This is a genomic window from Peribacillus sp. P4_C12, assembly GCF_056402095.1.
In genome coordinates this window covers 1-1,889 of the sequence record NZ_JBFUIB010000624.1, presented here as the reverse complement: position 1 = coordinate 1,889, position 1,889 = coordinate 1, and the positions used below count along the sequence as shown (strand labels likewise).

The 1,889-nt window shown below is 40.9% G+C and carries 2 protein-coding genes; both read right to left on the bottom strand.

Annotation, left to right across the window (positions count from 1 at the left end):
- On the bottom strand, positions 1-609 hold a 609-nt coding region (locus tag AC1DUW_RS27315; protein ID WP_477643988.1), incomplete at its 3' end, for a MupG family TIM beta-alpha barrel fold protein.
- Positions 606-1,889 (bottom strand): PTS transporter subunit EIIC (locus AC1DUW_RS27310; RefSeq protein WP_477643987.1); only part of this gene is annotated, 1,284 nt, incomplete at its 5' end. The genes AC1DUW_RS27310 and AC1DUW_RS27315, both read right to left, overlap by 4 nt.

Genomic DNA, 1,889 nt, shown 5'->3' with positions numbered 1-1,889 from the left:
CTGAAACAGTTCAACTCCGGCAGCAAAAGGATTCATAAACCTGTGTTTTTCAAGCGTCGGAAGACCATCATGAAGGGGTCCTCGCTTACTTCCTGAACCCGGGATAAAAGCAACAATAGGTATCCCATATTTCTTGAACATTTGATTTTGATTTTGAAAGAATTCTTCCTCGAGACCCGTTTCACGCCTTGGATAGAAGTTATGCCAGGCTATGAGACTCTCAGGTTTTATTCCGCTCCCAAGTACCGCCATTAGTTCATCTTCCTTTAACGTACTTGCGTTTAGTGAAAGAGAAAATACCTCAGATAAAGATCTTATCGTTTCATAGTCAAACCCATCATCCAAGCGAATTCCCTTTACCCCTAATGAAGATAAATCCTCAAAATTGCTAATTCCCAAATGATTAAGCGTGTTTATTGAGACATCTGCATGGATTTCCATTTCATATGACTCTACAAGCTTTAATAGTTCTACCATTCTTTGTACGTGATCACCTTTTTCTTCAGGAATATGAAGCGAGGTAAATGCTCGCTTCACACCTAGGTTTGCTGCATGAATGATTTGTGTTTCTGCATCTGGGTCTTGTAGATAAAAAGAGATTCCAATCACTTGAATTCAACTGCCATTTCATCTTTAAATCCAAATAAATACGTAAAAATAAATCCTGCTACATAGGAAAGGAATAACCCTGCCAAGAAAAGCACAATTTGGTTTGGATGAACTAAAAAGGTAAGTGGTAATCCAGATACACCGATTGCAGTAGTCGCAATTCCGAAGTGCGCTTGAAATGCTCCTCCTACCCCTGCCCCTAAACATGCCGTTAAGAAAGGACGGCCGAGTGGTAATGTCACACCAAATATAAGAGGTTCGCCGATACCAAGCATTCCTGATGGAAGACCTCCGCCTATCGCTCGCTTTAAGCTTGCTTTCTTGGTTTTGAAATAGATGGCAAATGCCGCTCCTACTTGACCGGCTCCACCCATTGCCAAAATGGGAAGCAGAGGATCGTCTCCAATCGCGTTGATCAATTCAAGATGAACAGGTGTTAGACCTTGATGCAAACCAGTTATGACCAGCGGTAGGAATGTAGCTCCAAGCACAAATCCAGCTACTACTCCACCTATATCTAATACATTTAATAATCCGGTCGTAATCGTATCCGATAAAAACCCTCCTACCGGCATAAAAACAATGTAAGTGACAATCCCTGTAATAAGTAAAGCGATGGTTGGAGTCAAAATTATATCCAGTGATTGAGGAATGAATTTCCTTACCCGCTTTTCCACAAATGCTATAAAAATCGCGGCAAAAAGGACTCCAATTAATCCTCCACGTCCTGGGAGCAAATTTTCACCAAACAATGAAATGTCGCCGACTGCCGGATTGATAACCAAGATACCAGCCAATGCACCAAGTGCAGGTGATCCCCCGTATTCCTTTGCTGCATTCGTCCCAACTAAAATCCCAAGGTAAGCAAATAATCCAGATCCGATAACAGTTAATATAATGGCTAATTGTGAATCTCCCGCAAGCCAGCCCGCTTGAACGACCGCTTTTGTAATTCCTGTAATCAGGCCTGAAGCTACTAATGCAGGAATTAACGGGATAAAGATACTCGCAATTCTACGTAAAAATAGTTTAAAAGGTTTTGCATTTTTCCTATCAATCTCTGATTTGTTCTTGGAAGCTGTTTCTTTTAAATTAAAATTTCCAGAAGATGCGAGAAGCTTTTCAAATTCTGCATAAACCTTGTTCACTACTCCTGGACCTAGAACGATTTGAATCGTTTCCTCTTCAATGACACCAAGAACGCCTTCGGTTTTTTTTATTTCATCCATATTTACTTTTGAACGATCGATTGGTGATACCCTCAGCCTGGTCATACAATG